Origin of the sequence: Komagataeibacter melaceti (assembly GCF_003403295.1) — a bacterium.
GTDB classification, from domain to species: Bacteria; Pseudomonadota; Alphaproteobacteria; order Acetobacterales; family Acetobacteraceae; genus Komagataeibacter; species Komagataeibacter melaceti.
The window spans coordinates 61259-80352 of the sequence record NZ_QUWV01000020.1 but is presented as its reverse complement, the minus strand read 5'-3'; the positions used below and the strand labels follow the sequence as shown (position 1 = coordinate 80352).

General features: G+C 65.2%; 16 protein-coding genes and 1 pseudogene. 10 read left to right on the top strand and 7 right to left on the bottom strand.

All coding sequences use genetic code 11. The annotated features are described in order from the left end of the window. From DY926_RS17775 to serS, 3 genes and pseudogenes are all read left to right on the top strand, one after another. Positions 1-244, top strand: a pseudogene (locus DY926_RS17775) (Sec-independent protein translocase protein TatB); the annotation flags it as partial. A gap of 4 nt (positions 245-248) precedes the next feature. Beyond that, a complete protein-coding gene (gene tatC, locus DY926_RS02505) occupies positions 249-1058 on the top strand; it encodes a twin-arginine translocase subunit TatC (protein ID WP_116701946.1) in 810 nt (269 codons plus the stop codon). Continuing rightward, positions 1058-2329 carry a serine--tRNA ligase gene (gene serS / locus DY926_RS02500; RefSeq protein WP_116701945.1) on the top strand — a complete coding sequence of 424 codons (1272 nt, stop codon included), beginning with the start codon at positions 1058-1060 and terminating at the stop codon, positions 2327-2329. The genes tatC and serS overlap by 1 nt, the downstream gene beginning before the upstream one ends. A 163-nt stretch (positions 2330-2492) precedes the next feature. Here the strand turns inward: serS and DY926_RS02495 are convergent, their stop codons facing one another. Next, positions 2493-4940: a helicase-related protein gene (locus DY926_RS02495; RefSeq protein WP_116701944.1), complete on the bottom strand. Its 2448-nt coding sequence runs from the start codon at positions 4938-4940 to the stop codon at positions 2493-2495. Positions 4941-5233: 293 nt separating this feature from the next. On the opposite strand from DY926_RS02495, the gene DY926_RS02490 reads away from it, so the two are divergent. Beyond that, complete coding sequence (locus tag DY926_RS02490; protein ID WP_116701943.1) at positions 5234-6112, top strand: ferredoxin--NADP reductase; 879 nt, start codon at positions 5234-5236, stop codon at positions 6110-6112. 132 nt (positions 6113-6244) lie between these two features. Then, on the top strand, positions 6245-7645 hold the full coding sequence (gene gorA / locus DY926_RS02485; protein ID WP_116701942.1) for a glutathione-disulfide reductase: 1401 nt from the start codon (positions 6245-6247) through the stop codon (positions 7643-7645). 55 nt (positions 7646-7700) lie between these two features. On the opposite strand, the gene DY926_RS02480 is transcribed toward gorA, so the two are convergent. Continuing rightward, complete coding sequence (locus DY926_RS02480; RefSeq protein ID WP_116701941.1) at positions 7701-8045, bottom strand: hypothetical protein; 345 nt, start codon at positions 8043-8045, stop codon at positions 7701-7703. Positions 8046-8350: 305 nt separating this feature from the next. Between DY926_RS02480 and DY926_RS02475 the strand changes: the two genes are divergently transcribed. The 4 genes from DY926_RS02475 (at position 8351) to gltX (ending at position 12771) form a co-directional block, all read left to right on the top strand. Continuing rightward, positions 8351-9754, top strand: a complete 1404-nt coding sequence (locus DY926_RS02475; protein WP_116701940.1) for a class II 3-deoxy-7-phosphoheptulonate synthase — start codon at positions 8351-8353, stop codon at positions 9752-9754. A gap of 29 nt (positions 9755-9783) precedes the next feature. Continuing rightward, positions 9784-10950, top strand: a complete 1167-nt coding sequence (locus DY926_RS02470) for a beta/alpha barrel domain-containing protein (protein ID WP_116701939.1) — start codon at positions 9784-9786, stop codon at positions 10948-10950. Between the two features lie 42 nt (positions 10951-10992). After that, positions 10993-11361, top strand: coding sequence for a hypothetical protein (locus DY926_RS02465; RefSeq protein WP_116701956.1), 369 nt, complete (start codon positions 10993-10995; stop codon positions 11359-11361). 72 nt (positions 11362-11433) lie between these two features. Then, positions 11434-12771, top strand: a complete 1338-nt coding sequence (gene gltX / locus DY926_RS02460; protein WP_116701938.1) for a glutamate--tRNA ligase — start codon at positions 11434-11436, stop codon at positions 12769-12771. A gap of 133 nt (positions 12772-12904) precedes the next feature. Here the strand turns inward: gltX and DY926_RS02455 are convergent, their stop codons facing one another. From DY926_RS02455 to rpsD, 4 genes are all read right to left on the bottom strand, one after another. Next, a complete protein-coding gene (locus DY926_RS02455) occupies positions 12905-13690 on the bottom strand; it encodes an RNA methyltransferase (RefSeq protein ID WP_186336047.1) in 786 nt (261 codons plus the stop codon). Beyond that, the gene (gene cysS, locus DY926_RS02450; RefSeq protein ID WP_116701936.1) at positions 13687-15054 is read right to left on the bottom strand and encodes a cysteine--tRNA ligase; all 1368 of its coding nucleotides are present in this window, start codon (positions 15052-15054) and stop codon (positions 13687-13689) included. Before cysS ends, DY926_RS02455 begins: the two co-directional genes overlap by 4 nt. Before the next feature lie 106 nt (positions 15055-15160). After that, positions 15161-16723, bottom strand: coding sequence for a peptide chain release factor 3 (locus DY926_RS02445; protein ID WP_116701935.1), 1563 nt, complete (start codon positions 16721-16723; stop codon positions 15161-15163). Between the two features lie 118 nt (positions 16724-16841). Beyond that, the gene (gene rpsD, locus DY926_RS02440; RefSeq protein ID WP_102324620.1) at positions 16842-17459 is read right to left on the bottom strand and encodes a 30S ribosomal protein S4; all 618 of its coding nucleotides are present in this window, start codon (positions 17457-17459) and stop codon (positions 16842-16844) included. 319 nt (positions 17460-17778) lie between these two features. Between rpsD and DY926_RS02435 the strand changes: the two genes are divergently transcribed. Next, the gene (locus DY926_RS02435; protein WP_116701934.1) at positions 17779-18327 is read left to right on the top strand and encodes an HdeD family acid-resistance protein; all 549 of its coding nucleotides are present in this window, start codon (positions 17779-17781) and stop codon (positions 18325-18327) included. Here DY926_RS02435 and DY926_RS02430 read toward each other — a convergent pair. After that, a complete protein-coding gene (locus tag DY926_RS02430) occupies positions 18306-19082 on the bottom strand; it encodes an NADPH-dependent F420 reductase (RefSeq protein ID WP_116701933.1) in 777 nt (258 codons plus the stop codon). The genes DY926_RS02435 and DY926_RS02430 overlap by 22 nt on opposite strands. Between the last annotated feature and the right edge of the window lie 12 nt (positions 19083-19094).

Sequence of the window (19094 nt, the reverse complement as noted above, 5' to 3'; positions counted from 1 at the left end):
GGCGGCGGACATGCCCGAACGCGCGCTGCCCCCCCGCCATTACATTCCCCCGCTGGTGGACACGCTGGAGATGGACAGCACGCCGCCCGGGGCGGTGGACGCCCCCGATTTCCTGCCGCCGCGCACCGCGCGCCGCATCGCGGCCGAGATGCCCCACCTTACCCCGCCCGCCTTCCTGCCGCCGGTCAGGGTGATCCATGGCGGGCGGCGCATCTCCGTTACGGCGGAAGGGCGGGGCCAGTAACGCGATGGACGCAGGAGACAGGACCCTGAACGAGGATTCGATCAACGACCAGCCCATGCCGCTGCTTGAGCATCTGGTCGAGCTGCGGCGCAGGCTGCTGTGGTCCCTTGTGACCTTCGCGCTGTGCTTTGCCGTCTGTTACTATTATTCGGAACAGATCTATTTCTTCTTAGCCCGGCCGCTGGGCGCCATCATGCGCCAGAAGGGCGAACAGCCGCACCTGATCTACACCGCGCTGTACGAGGCCTTCTTCACCTACATGAAGGTCGCCTTTTTCGGCGCGGCCTGCCTGTCCTTTCCCATGATTGCGGTGCAGGCGTGGATATTCATCGCGCCGGGGCTGTACCGCAGTGAAAAGCGCGCCTTCGCCCCGTTCTTGGTGGCGACGCCGGTCATGTTCGCCATAGGGGCGGCGCTGGCCTATTATTTCATCTTCCCCGCCGCGTGGAAGTTCTTCCTGTCGTTCCAGACGGCGGACGGGCAGGACGGCCTGCAGATCGAACTGCAGGCCAAGGTGTCGGAATACCTGTCGCTGGTCATGAAGCTGATCCTGGCCTTTGGCATGGCGTTCGAACTGCCGGTGGTGCTGACGCTGCTGGCGCGCGTGGGGCTGGTGACATCAAAGGGTCTGGCGAAGGTGCGGCGTTATGCCTATGTGGGCGCGTTTGTCGTCGCCGCCATCCTGACCCCGCCGGACGTGATTACCCAGACCGGTCTGGCCGTGCCGCTGATTGGCCTGTACGAAATTTCCATTCTCTGCGCCCGCCTTGTCGAGCCGCGCAATCCGCCTGAAGAAACCGAGGAGACCACCTGATGCATGACCTGCGCGCCCTCCGCGCCGATCCCGAGGGCTTTGATGCCGCCCTGAAGCGACGCGGCGAGCCTGCCGTGGCCACTGCCCTGCTGCTGCTTGACCGTGACCGCCGTGCCGCCGAGACCGCCCTGCAGGAACTTCAGGCCCGCCGCAAGCAGCTCTCGAAGGAAATCGGGGCGCTGCGCAGGACAGGTGGCGACAGCTCGGCCCTTGAGGCGGAGGTGGCATGCGCCAAGGCGCGTATGGAAGAACTCCAGACGCAGGTGGACGATCTCGACAGCCGTATCCGCGGCACGCTGGAGCGCCTGCCCAACCGGCTGGACGCGGGCGTGCCCGATGGCGCGGATGAAAGCGCCAATGTGGTGGTCCATCAGCACGGCACGCCACGGGAGTTCGCGTTCACCCCGCGCGAGCATTTTGAACTGGGTGAAGCGCTCGGCTTCATGGATTTCGAGACCGCGTCCCGCCTGTCCGGCGCGCGCTTCGTGGTGCTGCGCGGGCCGCTTGCGCGCATGGAACGTGCGCTGGGGCAGTTCATGCTCGACCTGCATACGGGCGAGAATGGCTATGTCGAAACCTGTGTGCCCGTTCTGGTTAATAACGAAGCCATGTACGGCACTGACAAGCTGCCCAAATTCGCTGACCAGTCCTTCCGCACGGAAGATGGCCGCTGGCTGATCCCCACCGCCGAGGTGCCGCTGACCGCCAGCATCGCGGGCCAGATCCTGCCTGCGGGTGAACTGCCCCGGCGCAATGTCGCCCTGTCTTCCTGCTTTAGGAGCGAGGCGGGGGCCGCCGGGCGTGATACGCGCGGGATGCTGCGCCAGCACCAGTTCCAGAAGGTGGAGATGGTCAGCATCACCACCCCGGAGGATAGTGACGCCGAACTCGAACGTATGACCCGCTGTGCCGAGATGGTGCTGGAGCGGCTGGGTGTTCCCTATCGCCGCATGCTACTCTGCGCGGGGGATACCGGCTTTGGCGCGGCCCGGACATACGACCTGGAAGCCTGGCTGCCGGGGCAGAAGGCATGGCGCGAAATCTCGTCATGCTCCACCACACGCGACTTTCAGGCCCGTCGCATGAACGCCCGCTACCGCGCGGCGGATGGCAAGCCCGCCTTCGTCCATACGCTGAACGGTTCGGGGCTGGCGGTTGGGCGCACCCTGATTGCGGTGATGGAGAACTACCAGAACGAAGATGGCAGCATCACCGTGCCTGACGTGCTGCGGCCCTATATGGGTGGCGTGGAAGTTATCCGCGCGGGTTGAGATTGCTTGAGGGCAGGTTTGAAGCCTGCCCTCAGCACGTTGCCCCAATCATGAAGAAGTTTTTGGTGAAGCTTTTTTCAAAAAGCTTCGAGGAACGCTGCCTTTTTGAAAAAAGGCGGCACCCAAAAACTTTTATCCCTTTTGTTTTAACCTGCCTTGGAAACTAGCGCCGCCTGCGCGCGGGCCGCTTGCCCTGTGGCGAGGCGTCACGGTTGCGCCGTCCCGGCGGGTTGGCCCGCGAATCGGGGCTGAAGGGGGAGGCGCGCGGCGTGCGGGCGCGAACGCTCTGCTGGCGCAGCACTTCCTCGATCCAGTCATTGAGGCGGGCGGTCGTGGCCTCGGCTTCGTCGCGGCTGACATAAGCCTCGGGGAAGCGTAGCGCCAGCCACCGCCATGCCACCAGCCGCTTGTGCCGCTTTTCCGCGCGTTCCAGTTCCGTGCGCTCGGCGCGTTCCGGGGCGGGCAGGCGGCCCGTGCCGGGGGGCGGGACCGCATTGCCCGCCGCATGGTCCGCCGCCCAGTGCACCAGGCGTTCGATGCCGTTGTCACGGTCATCCACCGGGCACATGGCATAGACCCAGCGCTGGGCCAGTGTCAGGTCCGCAACCCCTTCCAGCGCCGTGGCGATGGCGAAGGCCTGTTCCATGTTGGCCAGCCGGTAATTCGGGTCATCCCGCCGCAGCACCGCGCGGCGGATGCGCACCAGCACGCCAAACAGGCTGTCGGACCCGATTTCGGCCGCCACGGCCTGCACGATGTCCGCATCGGGCTGGACCTGTGGGCGCATGTCCTCGATCGGCTGCGGCGGGGCGGCCAGCATGGCGTGGATGAAGGACGGGCTGCCCACGCCCTCCAGCACCGCGACAACGCCCTGTTCATGCTTGCCATAGCGCCCGGCGCGGCCGCCGATCTGCTTGACTTCCTGCGGGTTGAGGTCGCGCGTCTGGTTGCCGTCATACTTGCGCAGTGCCGCGAAGATGACGCGGCGTATGGTCAGGTTCAGCCCCATGCCAATAGCGTCGGTCGCGATCAGGATATCCGCATCACCGCTGTTGAAGCGCTGGGCCTCCGCACGGCGGACTTCGGGGCTGAGCGCGCCGTAAACCACCGCCACACGCCTGCCCTGCGCCAGAAGCATGGCGCGCAGGTCCAGCACCTCGCGCCGGGAGAAGGCGATCAGCGCATCATGTTTTTGCAGCTCATGCACGCTTACCGCGCGCGGGGCGGCGACGAGCGGGCTCTTGCGTTCAAGCCGGATTTCATCAACCGGGTCGCCGCACAGTTCGGCAATGCGCCGCACCATGGGAATACAGTCCGGCGCACCCAGCACGAACAGGTGGCGCGCGGGTGCGCCCATGATCGCCGCCGTCCATGCGGCACCCCGGTCGGGGTCGGTCAGCATCTGGGCTTCGTCAATAATGGCGACATCCACGGGGTTGTTCAGCGGGCACATTTCCACCGTGGCGGCCAGGTGGCGGCTGCCGGGCACGTCAATGCGTTCCTCGCCCGTGGCGAGCGAGGTCGGCACGCCGCGCGCGGTCAGCGACTCGCGGAATTCGTGGGCCAGCAGGCGCAGCGGGGCCAGCGCCAGCCCGCTTTCCGCCGCCGCCAGCGCATCAAGCGCGGTATGGGACTTGCCGCTGTTGGTCGGCCCCGTCACCAGTGTGATGCGGCGCTTGAGCGCGCGCGCGGTGCGGAAATGCGCGGCGTAGCGGTCAAGGGCGGCAACCTGCGCGATGACGGCATTGCCCACGCGGCGGTTGCCAAGGTCGGGGGCCAGCGGCGTGCGGGCCGGGCCTTCGCTGCTGTCGCGGCGCCACTGGGGCAGGTTCTGGCGCAGCGCCATGAGTTCGGCGGGATCGAACTCCCAGCGTTCCTGCCCGCCCGGCTGGGGCACGCGGCGGGCGACGGGCAGGCGGTTTTCGGCAATCCAGCGCAGGGCCTCGCGCTGGGAGCAGCGCAGCAGGCCGGGCACGTCGCTGAAGGGGACAAGGCTCTTTTCCCATGCGCGCAGGCGCTGGACTTCCTCGCGCCGTCGGGCGCGCGCCGTGTCCTCGATGCGGGCGTCACGGTCCTTGCGGCTGCTTTCCTCACGCTCCAGCCCGGTGGCGAAGGTCTCCGGGTCGGGCAGGGCGAAGGCGTCAGCCACGGCAAGGGCCAGCGTGCGCAGTTCGGCGGGCGAGAGGACGCGCCCCGTCCCGTCAAACAGGTCGGCGCGTACGTTTTCCACCGCCGCGCGCGGCGTATCGCCATGGGCGCGCAGCTTCTGCGCCACGACCGGGGCGAGGGCGGCTAGCAGGGCGGCGTCATCGGGTTCGGGGTCCTGCACCGTGGTGGCCGCGGCCTCCGCATCGGCACGGGTTATCCAGACCTTTCCCGCGCGGCGCGTCAGGTCCATCAGGCGTGAGCCCCACGGCTTGCGCCGTATGGTACACAGCGCGGAACGGAAGGCGGCGTCATCTATCCGTTCCATGCCGGGTTGCAGCATGCGCGCGATCACGCGCTCCAGCTTGGGGCGTTCACGGGTTTCAACATGCAGCCCGCTGAATGCGATCGCGGCGTCCAGCGCCAGCAGGGCCGGGGCGACCCGGTCAGGGAATTCAGAAGTCATTCAGACTATGTGCGTCATCCAGGCGGTGGGGACAATGGACTCAGTACTTGCATCAGCACGGGAAATCATCGAATAGAAACCCGCATCGTACGCGTGTGACGTGACATGAGCGCCCCGGTATGGGCATTGTGCGGTGAATTCAGCTTCCCGTGGCGCGTGATATATTTGTTTGTGCTGGAATTCCACGCTGTGGATGGCCTAAACATTCCCGCCTCAGCCATGCAGTGGCGGCGGGCGCATGTTTCAGGAAATCCTGTGCCTGTGTTCCATCCAGCCGGGAGAGTGATAACCTGATGTCCGATACGTTGATTATGCCCACTTCCGAGACCATGCTCACGGGGCTCGCACCCGTTGAGGGGCAGGAAGGCGTGTTCCACCTCGCCGCGCCGAGCAAGGAATACGGTCACCTGAACGCGGAAACCGTCCTGTCGGTTCACCACTGGACGGACCGCCTGTTCAGCTTCACCACCACGCGCGACCCCGCGCTGCGCTTCGAGAACGGCCAGTTCACGATGATCGGCATCGAGGTCGAGGGCAAGCCGCTGCTGCGCGCCTACAGCATCGCCAGCGCGAATTACGAGGATCACCTCGAATTCCTGTCCATCGCGGTGCCCGATGGCCCGCTGACCTCGCGCCTGCGCCATGTGAAGGTGGGCGACAAGGTGCTGATCGGCCGCAAGCCGGTGGGGACCCTGCTGCTTGATAACCTGCGTCCGGGCCGCAACCTGTATTTCCTGTCCACCGGCACGGGTCTGGCGCCCTTCATGAGCCTGATCAAGGACCCGGAATGCTATGACCGTTACGAGCACGTGATCCTGAGCCACACGGTCCGTATCTCCGGGGAGCTGGCTTACTCCAACCATATCCGCCACGAACTGCCCGAGCATGAATTCCTGGGCGAGGACGTGTCCGGCAAGCTGCTGTACTACCCCGCCGTCACGCGTGAGCCCTTTGCCGTGACCGATCGCATCACCAAGCTGATCGAGACGGGCAAGATCTTTACCGACCTGAACATCCCCGCCCTCGATCCCGAGCATGACCGTGTCATGATCTGCGGTTCGCCGGAGATGCTGGCTGATACGGAAAAGATGCTGCAGGAACGCGGCTTTGACGAGGGCAACAACTCCCACCCCGGCGCTTACGTGGTGGAAAAGGCGTTCGCCGAACGCTGATGGCCCGTGTCCCGGCCCTGACCAGGGGGGCCGGGACCTATTTCACAGGGGCCGCATCAATATGTTGCCGTCCCCTGCCGGAATGGCGTGTGCTGGCCCGTCCTTCCGGCCGAGACAGGATGCGCGACTGGCATGAGTTATGATTTTGATCTGTTCGTAATCGGTGCGGGTTCCGGCGGGGTGCGCTGCGCGCGTATTGCCGCGGGCCATGGCGCGCGCGTTGCGGTGGCCGAAAGCCGGCACTGGGGCGGCACCTGCGTCAACCTGGGCTGCGTGCCCAAGAAGCTTATGGTCCAGGCCAGTGATTATGGCGACTGGGTGGATGACAGCCACGGCTTCGGGTGGACAACCCGGCGCGGGCATAATGACTGGGCCGAGCTGATCGCCGCCAAGGACCGGGAGATTACCCGCCTCAACAGCATTTATGTCTCCATGCTGGAAAAGGCGGATGTGGCCCTGTTCACCGGCCATGCCACCATTGAGGACGCGCATACCTTGCGCATCGACCCGTCTCCCCTCGCGCCCCATGTGGCGCCCCGGCGCGTGACGGCGGAGCGCATTGTCATCGCGGTCGGCTCCACCCCCACCATGCCCGCCATACCGGGCATCGGGCATGCCATCTCATCCGATCAGGCGTTCCATCTGAAGGAACGGCCGCAGCGGGTGTGTATGGTGGGTGGCGGTTATATTGGCGTGGAGTTCGCCGGTATCTTCCGTGGCCTCGGCTCCGAGGTGGATCTGGTTTACCGGCAGAACCTGCCGCTGCGCGGTTTTGATTCCGACCTGCGCCACGCGCTGCATGAGGCCATAGACACACGCGGCATCCACCAGCATGTGGGCGTATCGCCCACCAGCATCGACCGGCTGGAGGATGACACCTTTGCCGTCACGCTGGATAACGGCACGCGCATCGTGACCGACTGCGTGTTTTTCGCCACGGGCCGCCACCCCAAGGTTACCGGGCTGGGCCTGATCGAGGCCGGTATCGCCACGCAGGAGAACGGGCGCATCATTGTCGATGCCAACAGCGAGACATCGGTGCCCGGCATCTATGCCATCGGGGATGTGACCAACCGCCTCAACCTGACCCCCGTCGCCATTGCCGAGGGGCATATCCTGGCTGACCGCCTGTTTGGCAACGCGCCCCCGCGCGAATGGTCTTTCGACACCACGCCCAAGGCGGTGTTCTTTACCCCCACGGTGGCCAGCGTGGGCCTGACGGAGGCCGAAGCCGCGCAGCACGGTGATGTGGACGTATATGTCAGCCGCTTCCGCCCCATGCGCAATACGCTGAGCGGGCGGGCGCAGCGGACCTATATGAAGCTGGTGGTCGATCAGGCCAGCCAGGTCGTGCGCGGGGCCCATATGCTGGGTGATGATGCGCCCGAGATCATGCAGGGGCTGGCCATTGCGGTCACGGGCCGACTGACGAAGGCCGACTGGGACCGCACCATCGGCATCCACCCCACCGCGGCGGAGGAATTCGTGACCATGCGCACCCGCACGCGTGTCACGCCCCGCAGCGCGGGCTGAAAGCCGGTATGAAAAAAGCCGCCATCGATGTCAGTCGAGGGCGGCTTTTTCGTTTCTAGCGCGGGGCGACCCAGCCATTGCCGGTGGAATCACCAAGCTGGCCATCGCCATTGATGCCGCTGCTCTGGTAAGCACTGCCGAAGCGCGACAGGTCCGTGCCCGTTACCGAATCACGGTGCACATGCTCCAGATGGTCGGGGTCCGGGCCGTGGTTCAGTTCCATGGACGGCGCTTCCTCATAGCCCGGCGGCAGGTGGCCGCGCTGGCCATGAACGGTCATCCGGTCCTCGTTCTGGCTGTTGTCGTCGTCTGTATTTGCCGGCGCGGCCCATGCCGTCACGCTGAACAGGCACAGCCCTGCCGACAGGGCGGTTATGAGTTTCCCACGTGACGTGGCCATGATCCGTAATCCTTTTACCTGAAAGTACAGCATGCCAACCCCGCTTCCCGCAGGGAAGTCCCGGCGCGGCAGGCCAACCATGTTCCTTTTACATAATGGGGCACAGCCATGCCAATGCGACCATAAACCGCATGGATACAGCCCGTATGTGGCCACAATGCAACATCAGGCACCCACTGGCGGCGGGCAATGACACATCAGGCCAAGAACAGGCTTTGCCATGCCGCGTGTTTTTCGACATAAAGGCTCCCCCTCCCGCCACGGGCGGGGATTGTCTTGTATCAAGAGGAATTAGGATCCGACCCATGAGTGCGACGCACAGCCCCAACAGTTCTTCCCGGCAGGCCTGGACGCCGGAGAGCTGGCGGTCGTTTCCGGCGCGGCAGATGCCGCGATACCCAGACGAGACAGCCCTTGAGGCGGTAGAGGCCCGCCTGCGCCGTTACCCGCCGCTGGTCTTCGCCGGTGAGGCCCGCCGCCTGCGCGCCCATCTGGCCAAGGCGGCACGCGGGCAGGCCTTCGTGCTGCAGGGCGGCGCATGTGCCGAAAGCTTCAGTGAATTCACGGCCGACATCGTGCGCGACACCTTCCGCGTGCTGCTGCAGATGGCGGTGGTGCTGACCTTCGGCGCCAAGGTTCCGGTCATCAAGATCGGGCGCATGGCGGGGCAGTACGCCAAGCCGCGTTCGGCCGATACCGAAACGAAGGGTGGCGTGACCCTGCCGTCCTACCGTGGCGACATCATCAACGGCTCCGACTTCACCGAGGCCGCGCGCGTGCCCGATCCCGCGCGGATGGAGACGGGGTATTTCCAGTCCGTCGGCACCATGAACCTGCTGCGCGCCTTTGCCGGTGGCGGTTACGCCAACCTGCATGAGGTGCATCGCTGGAACCTCGGCTTTGTCGAGCGTTCGCCGCTGGCCCAGCAGTACGGCCAGCTTGCCGAACGCATTGGCGAGACGCTGGACTTCATGGCCGCGTGCGGGCTGACGGCCACCACCACGCCGCAGATTGACGAGACCGAGTTCTACACCTCGCACGAGGCGCTGCTGCTGCCCTATGAGCAGGCGCTGACCCGCATCGATTCGACATCGGGCGAATGGTATGACTGCTCGGCCCATTTCGTGTGGATCGGTGACCGCACCCGCCAGCCCGATGGCGCGCATGTCGAGTTCCTGCGCGGCGTGCGCAACCCCATCGGCATCAAGGTCGGTCCTACCACCACCATCGAGGATCTGGAGCAGCTTCTCGACATCCTCAACCCCGAGGATGAAGCCGGCCGCATCTCCCTCATTTCGCGCATGGGTGCGGGCAAGGTGCGTGACCACCTGCCGCCGCTGCTCGATAAAGTGATGGCGACGGGGCGCACGGTCACATGGCTATGTGACCCGATGCACGGTAACACAAGTGCCACCAGCACAGGCGTCAAGACACGCTCGTTCGATGCCATCCTGTCCGAAATCCACGGGTTCTTCGATGTGTTCGAGGCTGCGGACGCCAGCCCCGGCGGCGTACATTTCGAAATGACCGGCCAGAATGTGACGGAATGCATTGGCGGCGCGCATCGCCTGACGGAAGATGATCTGGGCGAACGCTACGAGACCTTCTGCGACCCGCGCCTGAATGCGGAGCAGTCGCTTGAGATGGCGTTCCGTCTGGCCGAGGAACTGAAGACGCGGGTGCGTCGCATCGGGGGTGGGGCGCTCTAGTTCCACCCCTTGGGGGAACTGGAGGTTACATGACCCAGGGTGAGCGCCCCGGCGGGGGCATGGCAGCGCGCGTGGTGGCGGACAATGTGATCGCCGCCCGCACGGATGCCTATTTCAATCGCACGCGCGCCATTGTCGAACGCTTTGGGGACAGGAAGGTGACTTACGCCATCTTCCTGCGCCGCCCGGTCATCTCGGCCCCACGGCTCATGGTGGAGTGGCTGCACGCCGTTGCCGCCGAATCCGGGGCCACGATCGAATGTACGGTCATGTTCCCCGAAGGGACATGGGTGGGCGCGGGTGAACCGCTGGCCTACATCACCGGGTCATTCGCGCAGCTTGCGCCGCTTGAGACGCTGGTGCTCCAGTTGCTGGGGCCTGCCTGTGTGGCGGCCCATAATGCTTACCAGATGGCCATGGCGCTGCCGCATGTGCGCTTCATGGCCATGGAGGCCCGGCACTGCGCGGGCTTCGACATGCAGGACCAGATGGCCTATGCCGCCTCGGTCGGGAGCAGCGCGGCCCGCAGGGAGGGCGCGCAGGGCTTCATTGGCGGGGCGAACGACGCCACGGCGCATTATTTCGGCACGTCCCGCGGGCTGGGCACCATGCCGCACGCGCTGGTGGGCTATGCTGGCTCCACCCTCGCCGCCGCCGAGATGTTCCACGCGGTCTATCCCGATACGGACCTGGTGGTGCTGGTCGATTATTTCGGCCATGAGATCACGGACGCGCTGGAAGTCTGCCGCCATTTTCCCGAACTTGCCGCCACCGGGCGGCTGGCCGTGCGGCTCGACACCCATGGCGGGCGGTTTCTGGAGGGGCTGGACCCGGCATCATCCTACGCCGTGCTGGAACGGCACTCGCCAGGCAGCATCCGGCGCTACCGTTCGGACAAGGAACTGCGCTACCTTGTCGGCACCGGGGTTTCCGCCGCCGCCATCTGGCGCATGCGCGAGGTGCTGGACGAGGCCGGATTCGCCCATGTCCGCATCATTGCGTCATCGGGCTTCAGTGTGGAAAAATGCCTGAGCATGGCGGACGCCCACGCCCCGGTCGATGTAATCGGCACCGGTTCCTTCATTCCCGATCGCTGGTCGGAAACCTATGCCACGGCAGACATTGTGGCCTATGACGATACGCCACGGGTCAAGGTGGGGCGTGAGTTCCTGCTGCGCCGCAAAAGCGACCTGTAGGCATGCGGCCCCCAAGTGGGGCGGATAACGAAAGGCTTCATCTTGTCAGAGACCATTTTTGCCCCTGCGGAGGGGTGGCGCGTGCGGATTCTGGATCTGTCAGGCGGCGCCGAGGACAATATCGTGGAGGAAGTGGGCGGCTTTCCCGACCTGATACAGGCCAACGCCTTCGCGCGCGCCTATGTGCGCGACAGTATCGAGCGCTGCCGCATGGCCGGCCTTTCCCCTGCCGAGGTGCTCAAGGCATGGTTCTCCTTCGGGGAGGATGCCGAGGTGCTCGAAGCCGGTGACATGGGCTGGCGTTCGGCCAATGAACTGGACGATTTCGCGGCCCATGCCGCAACACCCATGGAGCGTGACTGGCGCGCCTTCGACCCCCGCCGCGCGGATGATGACGACGCGGAGGACTGAGTTCGCGCCCATCGCGCATTGCCGGGTGGATGCTCTCTGGCGTTTCGGGCGTGATCGCCGCATATAGGGGGCATGAAACTCCGTTTTGCGCCCAGCCCGACCGGGCTGATCCATGTTGGCAATGCGCGTCAGGCCATTGCCAATGCCCTGTTTGCCCGCCACAACGGCGCGCGTTTCCTGCTGCGGATTGATGATACCGACAGGGGCCGCTCGAAAGAGGAATACGTGCAGGCCCTTCAGGATGACCTGCGCTGGCTGGGCATTGAGTGGGACGAATATGTCCGCCAGTCGGACCGGCTGGACCGCTACGCGCTGGCCATTGAGCATCTGAAGGCCAGCGGGCGGCTTTACCCGTGCTTCGAGAGCGAGCAGGAACTCGCCTCCAAGCGTGAGGCGCGCATCCGCATGCGCAAGCCCCCCATCTATGACCGGGCGATGCTGCGCATGACGCCTCAGCAGCGCGCACAGGCCGAAGCCAATGGCAAGGTGCCGTACTGGCGCTTCCGCCTGTCGGACCACCGCACGGTGGAATGGAACGACCTTGTCATGGGGCCGTCTCGTGTGAAGCTGCCCGCCATTTCCGACCCGGTGCTGGTGCGCGCCGATGGCACGGTGCTGTACACGCTGGCCTCGGTCGTGGATGACATGGAACTGGGCATCACCCACGTCATCCGTGGTGAGGACCACGTGACCAATACCGGCGTGCAGATCGACATTGCCGAGGCGCTGGGCGCGAAACGCAACCGCTTTACCTTCGCGCATCTGCCGCTTCTGCTCGATGAGGGCGGGGGCAAGCTGTCAAAGCGTTTTGATGGGCTGTCGATTCGCGCGCTCAGGCAGGACGGGATCGAACCCTCCGCCGTGGTATCCTATCTTGCCCGCCTTGGCAGCGCGGATGACCCGGCCCCGCTTTCGTTCGATGAACTGGCTGCGCATTACGACCTCGGCCGCGTCTCACGCTCTGCCGCGCGCTTTGACATGCGGCAGTTGCTGGGGCTGAACCGGCGCATCATGCAGGCCATGCCGTTTGAGGAAATCCGCACCCGCCTGCCCGAGGGCGCGACCGAGGCCTTCTGGCACGCCGTGCGCGGCAATGTGGACATGGCCAGTGAACTGCGCCTGTGGTGGGACGTGGTGGCGGGCGAGATCGTGCCGCCGGTAATGGACGCGCAGGACACACCCTTCCTGCTTCAGGCGCTTGAATGCCTGCCCGCCGAACCGTGGGACGACACGACATGGAAGACATGGACCATCACCGTGCGTGAGGCCACGGGCCGCACCGGGCGCGCGCTGTATCATCCCCTGCGCCTTGCCCTGACGGGTGAGGATAGCGGGCCGGAAATGCGTGAGCTGCTCCCGCTCATGGGGCGCGAGCGCGTAGCCGGGCGGCTGCGGATCGTATCGCGCTGACATGAAAAAAGGCCCGGTTCCAGACCGGGCCTTTTTCAGTTGATGAACATGGAAGTTTTTGGGTGCCGCCTTTTTTCAAAAAGCTTCACCAAAAACTTCATCATGACTGGCGCAATGCTCTGTGGGCAGGTGTTTACCTGTCGCCTGCCTGCCGCGCCTTGCGCCCGCGTGAGAGTTCGGTCACCACGCCGTGCAGCGTGCGCAGTTCCTGTTCCGTCACCTCGCCACGCAGGAAGAAGTGCCGCAGGTTGCGCACCATGCCCGCGCGCTTCTGCTCATTGCGCAGGAAGCCGCAGTCATCCAGATCGGTGATGAGGTGGCGCATGAAATTGTCCAGCTCGCCCCGGGTTGCCACATGCGTCTCATTGGTCATGAGGGTGCGCGGCGGCGTGTCGTCCTGCGCCATCCACCATTCATAGGCCATGATCATGACCGCCTGCGCCAGATTGAGCGACATGAAGGCGGGGTTGAGCGGGTAGCGGATCAGGGCGTCGGCGCGGGCCATGTCCTCGTTGTCCAGACCGGCGCGTTCGGGGCCGAACATCAGGCCCACCTTCAGCCCGCGTCCCGTCATCTCACGCAGTTCGGCCGCCCCGCCGCGCGCGGTCAGGACCGACTTGACGATATGGCGCGGGCGCGGGCAGGTGGCGAAGACATGATGCAGGTCGGCCACCGCGTCATCCACCGTATCGAACACGGTGGCGGATTCGAGTATGCGGTCGGCCCCTGATGCGCTGCGCCATGCGCGTTCCAGCGGCCAGCCGTCACGCGGGGCGACAAGGCGCATGTGAAACAGCCCGCCATTGGCCATGGCGCGCGCGGTGGTGCCGATGTTCTCGGCCATCTGGGGCCGCACGAGGATGACGACCGGACTGTTGCCGATGGGGCCGATATCCGCCCCGCCATCACGTCCGGTCATGCCTGCCTCCATGTCGTACCCTGCGGGCCGTCTTCAAGTATGATGCCCTGCGCCGCCAGTTCATTGCGTATGGCGTCGGCCCGGCCGAAGTCACGCGCCTTGCGGGCGGCCAGACGCTCGGCAATCAGGGCCTCGATGGCGCCAGCATCTACCGTGCTGCGGCCACGGAACCACTGCTCGGGCGTGTCATGCAGCAGGCCGATCAGGTTGCCCGCCGCCTTGAGCTGGCGTGCGGCCAGCGTATCGCCACCCAGCGCCGCATCGGCCAGCGCGTGCATTTCCGCCAGCGCGCGGGGCGTGTTCAGGTCATCGCACAGCATGGACACGAAGCCATCGGGCGGCGGGGGCAGGGGAGCGGGCTGTTCGGGCAGGTGTTCCAGCGCGCGGTAGAAGCGGTCCAGCATCTGGCGGGCCTCGTCCAGCCCGGCCTGCGTGAAGTTCAGGACCGAGCGGTACTGTGCACGCAGCAGCAGCAGGCGCAGTGCTTCCGCCGGGGTGTCGCGCAGCACGTCGCGCACGGTCAGGAAGTTGCCGAGGGATTTCGACATCTTCTCCCCGTTCACCAGCAACATGGCGTTATGCACCCAATGCGCGGCGAAACGTCCGTGCGGGTGGCAGCACATACTCTGTGCGCGTTCGTTTTCATGGTGGGGGAACAGAAGGTCCGACCCGCCGCCATGGATGTCAAAACTTTCGCCCAGATAACGGTGTGACATGGCCGAACATTCGATATGCCAGCCCGGCCGCCCACGGCCCCACGGGCTGTCCCAGCCCGGCGTCTGGTCGTCCGATGGCTTCCACAGCACGAAATCACCGGGGTCGCGCTTGTAGGGGGCGACCTCCACCCGCGCGCCCGCAATCAGGTCATCGGGGCTGCGGCCTGACAGCGCGCCATAGGAATCGTAGGTACCCACCGCGAACAGCACATGCCCCTCGGCCTCATAGGCATGTCCGCTTTTGATCAGGCGGTGGATCATGTCCTGCATTTCACCGATATGGTGGGTCGCGCGTGGCTCCACATCGGGCGGCAGGATGGATACGGCGGCCAGGTCATCATGGAAATCACGGATGGTGCGTGCCGTAAGCTCCGCTATGGATTCGCTATTGGCCAGCGCGCGGGCGTTGATCTTGTCATCCACGTCCGTGATGTTTCGCACATAGGTCACGTGGGGGTACAGGTGGCGCAGCAGGCGCACCAGCACGTCCGCGGTCAGCATGGCGCGCAGGTTGCCGATATGCGCCAGATCATAGACCGTGGGACCGCAGTAATAGACGCGAACGTTCAGCGGGTCGAGCGGAACGAAGGGAACGGTGCTGCGTGTCCTGCTGTCGTGCAGGTGCAGGCGGGGCTGTGTATCGGGCATGATGCGTCTAGATGCGACAGACAGCCGGTGGGACGCAAGGCTTCATCTGTGTCTCCCGTAGTGGCCGGATGGGCATGGCGGCCCCCGGCGGGCCGCCGCCGCGTATTCAGCCGATTTCCTGCCCGATCTGCTTGATGTCATGGAAGGCGAGGTCGGGGTTCCCTTCCGCCGTGCGGCGCATCATGAACGGTGAGGATGCGAGGAAGACCGGGTCACCATCAATATCGTCCGCCATGGCCGAACGGTTGGCCATGCAGAACGTCTCCAGCTTGTCACGCGGGCCGGTGACCCAGCGGGCAAGGTTGTACGGCGTCGATTCAAAGCCGATGGCCACGCCATATTCACCCTTGAGCCGGGATTGCAGCACATCAAGCTGGAGCGTGCCCACCACGCCCACGATGGGCGGCGCGCCATCCTGCGGGCGGAAAAGCTGGACCACGCCTTCCTCAGCCAGTTCGGTCAGGGCCTGGCGCAGCTTCTTGGCCTTCATCGCGTCATCCAGCCGCACGCGGCGCAGGATTTCGGGCGCGAAGTAGGGCACGCCGGTAAAGCGCAGGTCCTCGCCTTCGGTCAGCGTGTCACCAATGCGCAGCGTGCCGTGGTTGGGAATGCCCACCACGTCCCCCGCAAAGGCTTCCTCGGCAAGCTGGCGGTCACGGGCGAAGAAGAACTGCGGGGTATGGAGCGCGAACTGCTTGCCAATGCGCACATGCTTGAGCCGCATGCCACGCTGCAGCTTGCCCGAACAGATGCGGGCGAACGCCATGCGGTCGCGGTGGTTGGGGTCCATGTTCGCCTGGATCTTGAACACCAGCGCGGTGAGCGCGGGTTCATCGGCGCGGACATTGCGGGTCTCGGTCGCCTGGTCGCGCGGCGGCGGGCCAAAGGCGGCCAGCGCGTCCAGCAGGTCGGTCACGCCGATTTCCTTCATCGCACTCCCGAAGAAGACCGGTGTGAGATGACCCGCATTGAAACTTTCACGGTCGAACTGGGGCAGCGCCGCCTCCACCAGTTCCAGTTCCTCGCCAAGCTGGACCATGCGCGGGTCGGACTGGTCCAGTTCCTCGCTGACATGCAGCTCACGGCTGCGCAGGTCATAGGTGCCGACAAACTGCGCCGCCCGCCCCACGGGCCATGTGGCCGGTGCCGTGTCCAGCGCCAGGGAGGACGAGATTTCATCAAGCAGGGCAAACGGGTCCTGCGATTCGCGGTCCATCTTGTTGATGAAGGTCACGATGGGGATGTCGCGCAGGCGGCAGATCTCGAACAGCTTGCGCGTGCGTGCCTCGATGCCCTTGGCGGCGTCGATCACCATCACGGCGGCGTCCACCGCCGTCAGCGTGCGGTAGGTATCTTCCGAGAAGTCTTCATGGCCCGGCGTGTCGAGCAGGTTGAAGATGCAGCCGCCATATTCGAACGTCATGACCGAGGTCACGACCGAGATGCCACGGTCACGCTCGATGCCCATCCAGTCCGAGCGCGTGCGCCGCCGCTCACCCTTGGCCCGGACATTGCCCGCCATCTGGATCGCGCCGCCCGCGCGCAGGATGCGCTCGGTCAGCGTGGTCTTGCCCGCATCAGGGTGCGAGATGATGGCGAATGTGCGCCGGCGGGTAATTTCGGCGGCAAGCGAGGTATCGGCTGCGGGGGCGTTCACGAGCGTGTCCATTCCTGCGGCTGGCCCGGCGGCAAGGCAGAGGAACCAGGCAGGGGCCAGAAACGCGGACGCCGGACGCGGGGACACAGCCCCACGCCCGGCGTCACGTCTGCCCGGTTCCGGGACCAGATCAGCGAGAGTAGAATTCGATGACCAGGTTCGGTTCCATCTGGACCGGATAGGGAACGTCCGACAGCTTGGCGGAGCGCAGGAACGTGCCCTTCATCTGGCGATGATCGACTTCCATGTATTCCGGAACGTCGCGTTCGCCGCTCTGGGCCGCATCGAGCACGATGGCGAGCTGCTTGGACTTCTCACGCACCTCGATCACATCACCGTCACGTACCAGGAAGGAGGGGATGTTGACCTTGCGGCCGTTGACCGTGATGTGGCCGTGGCTGATGAACTGGCGTGCCGCGAACGGGGTGATCGCGAACTTCATGCGGTAGACAACCGCATCCAGCCGGCGTTCCAGCAGGTCGATCAGGTTCTCGGAGGTATCGCCCTTGCGGCGGACGGCCTCGTCATAGTACTTGCGGAACTGCTTTTCGCCGATGTTGCCGTAGTAGCCCTTCAGCTTCTGCTTGGCCATCAGCTGCACGGAGAAGTCGGAGGGCTTCTGCTTGCGGCGCTGGCCATGCTGGCCGGGGCCGTATTCGCGCTTGTTGACCGGGGACTTCGCACGGCCCCACAGGTTCACGCCAAGGCGGCGGTTGATTTTATATTTGCTCTCGAGGCGCTTGCTCATATCGCGCTTTCACTTCATTCATCTGCATGGCCCGTGCGGGCACGCGCCATGTTGTTGCACCGGTAGGTCCTGTTCCCCATGAACAGGACGGGCGCGCCACGTATTACTGGCGCCGGGGAGCAATCACCCATGGGCACCAGCCGTATCGTCCACGTTCCCGGCAGTCGGGCGCGTATAGAAGTACTGCGGGGTCCGTGTCAATCATTGCGGTGAACAGGCAGGGTGCCGAAAGCCTGTATCGCACAGGCCAGCCCACCTGTTATGAAGCGCAGGCGGATGAATTTTTCCATCATGATAAACAGATAAAGGGTCTTTGCGCATGGAAACGCCATTAACGCAGCGCTGGGAGCTGTTTGTCGGGCTGGGCGTCGTCTCGCTCGTGCTCGGGTTCATGGCATGGGCGGATGCGCTGGTCGTCTCGATGGCCAGCACGATCCTGTTTGGCGTGCTGCTGTTCATAGCGGGCTCGCTGCAGCTCGCGCATGCCTTTGCCGTGCGGGACTGGAGCGGCAGGCTCATGTCCATACTGGGTGGCGGGCTGTACATCCTCGCGGGCGCGATGATGATGGAGGAACCGGCCACCGGCTCCATGGTCATTACCCTGTTCATCGCGGCCTGCCTTGTGGTGTCGGGCATCGGGCGCGTCATCATGGCGTTCCAGCAGCGCGGGCTGCAGGGCTGGTGGCTGATCCTGCTGGGCGGTGTGATCAGCCTGCTGGTGGGGATATGCCTGTATATCACGCTGCCGTGGTCGGGGCTGTGGCTGATCGGCACGTTCATTGCCGTTGAACTGATCGCGGCGGGCATTGGCTGGATCCAGTTCGGCCTGGCCCTGCGCCAGGCGGCCTACCTGCCGCCGGAGAACTGAGCAGCCAGCGTGCGGCCTACCGGCTCGTCTGCGCTGACATCCAGCACGGCGCGCAGTTCATCGGCGGTCATGCGCGCCTCGAACGCGGGGCCGCCGGGCTGGAACAGGTTCGCGCGCGATAGCGGCCCCGCCATGACGGGGTCGAAGCCCGCATCATGGATCAGCCAGCCGGTGGCGTACAGCGCCTGCGTGACATTCCCGGCCATGGGCAGCGCCATGCGCGGGGGCGGGCGATTGCTCTGCGCGGCCAGCGTGGTCATGTCCTCGGAATTGAAGGCCCTGACCAGTGCCGCCCCGGGAAACAGCGCCTGCGTGGTCACTCCCGCCCCGTCGCGCTGGGCTTGGCGGCCGATCCTGCCATCCCGCCATGGGTAGGGATTGGTGGCATCAATCAGTGGCCTGTTGCCCAGCAGCGGGCCGATGGCATGGCCAAGCTGTGGGAGTGCGCCATAAGGCACCGCCAGCACGACGACATCACCAGACTGCGCGGCTTCCCGCGTACTTCCCGCCAGGGCGAGGGGGGATGAAAACCCGCCAGCCCGTTCCTGTGCTTCGCGCAGGTCAAGGGCGGAAAACATGACCTGATGCCCCGCCCTGATCCACAACCCGCCCAGCGTGCCGCCGACATGCCCCGACCCGATCATGCCAATGCGCAGGGGTGCGCGTGCTCGGCCGTGGCGTGGCAGGCTGGTGGCCAGCAGCCCGCCCAGCAGGGTAGCCATGCCATGGCGGCGTGTCAGTTTCGGTGCCCGCATACGCTTTCCCGC